This is a genomic window from Allobosea massiliensis, from assembly GCF_042655245.1.
GTDB lineage: Bacteria > Pseudomonadota > Alphaproteobacteria > Rhizobiales > Beijerinckiaceae > Allobosea > Allobosea massiliensis.
The window spans coordinates 1-1357 of sequence record NZ_JBHSLU010000044.1; the positions used below are offsets into that span (position 1 = coordinate 1).

Consider the following 1357-nt stretch of genomic DNA (forward strand, 5'->3'; position numbering starts at 1 on the left):
TGATGATGTGGACGCCCCCGCCCCACCGGCGGCGCTATGGTGCAGATCCGGGTGCCGAAGCAGCGAGAGGAGCGTTCGCATGACGATCAAGACGATTGGACTGGACCTGGCGAAGAGCGTTTTTCAGGCGCACGGCGTCGACGCAGACGGAGCGACGGTGCTGGTGAAGAAGCTGCATCGCAAGCAGATGCTGCCGTTCTTCTCGAAGCTTTCGCCTTGCCTGATCGGCGTGGAAGCGTGCGGAACAGCGCACCATTGGGCGCGAACGCTCTCGGCGATGGGGCATGAGGTTCGCCTGATCCCGCCATCCTACGTCAAGGCATTCGTCAAGCGCGGGAAGAGCGACGCGATCGACGCAGAGGCGATCTGCGAAGCGGTCCAGCGGCGAACCATGCAGTTCGTGCCGGTGAAGACGGTCGATCAGCAAGGCATCCTCATGACGCATAGAGCCAGATCCCTGCTCGTTCGTCAGCGCACGCAGGCCGCCAACGCCTTGCGATCGCATCTGGCCGAACTGGGGCTCGTCGCCAATCCCGGCGTCGCCAATCTGGCAAGGCTCGCCGAGCAGGCGCTCGCTGGTCAGAATGTGCTTCCCTCCTTCGCCCGTGCGGCGCTGGAGATCATGCTTCGCCAGATCGTGGCGCTCGGCCAGGAGATCGCGGAGCTCGACCGCCAGATCGCCGCCTGGCATGCCGAAAGCGAGGCAAGCAGGAGGCTCGCCGCCATCCCAGGCCTTGGCGTGATCACGGCGACCGCGGTTGCGGCCACCGTCACTGATCCCGATCAGTTCCGATCCGGCAGGCAGTTCGCGGCCTGGCTCGGCTTGACGCCACAGCAACAATCGACTGGCGGCAAGACCAGGCTCGGCGGAATCTCCAAGCAGGGAGACCGCTACCTGCGCCGATTGCTCGTCGTCGGCGCCACGGCCGTCATCCGGCATACGAAGGACAAGCCGACGCCGATGGCCGCGTGGATCAGGAAACTGCTCGAGAAAAAGCCCTTTAGGCTGGTCTCGATCGCGCTCGCCAACAAGCTCGCGCGGATCGCGTGGGTCCTGCTGACGCGCAAGGAGACCTACAGACCCCATCAGCTCGGCGCCTAGCAGCCGACAATGGAAACAACCCGAATTGGTAACGGCAGTCGATGATGAGTGACGATCGAGCCAATGACGAGATCAACCCGCGTGATTCAATGCGTTCCTGCAGCGCGTCAGTTTGATAGGGACCTCGTCGGCGGATTTCCATCAGGGCCAGCGGCAGACATTCCGCCGCACAAACAGGCCGGACATATGAAAGCAACCGATCAAATCATCCCGACATAAACGCCTTGCCAAAGGGGGCGTCCACATATGAATCAC

1 protein-coding gene is annotated in these 1357 nt (G+C 62.9%); it reads left to right on the forward strand.

Going from position 1 to position 1357, the window contains the following annotated elements; genetic code table 11:
• Nucleotides 1-79: 79 nt before the first annotated feature.
• Nucleotides 80-1102 carry an IS110 family RNA-guided transposase gene (locus ACFPN9_RS14495; protein ID WP_066733793.1) on the forward strand — a complete coding sequence of 341 codons (1023 nt, stop codon included), beginning with the start codon at nucleotides 80-82 and terminating at the stop codon, nucleotides 1100-1102.
• Nucleotides 1103-1357 lie beyond the last annotated feature (255 nt).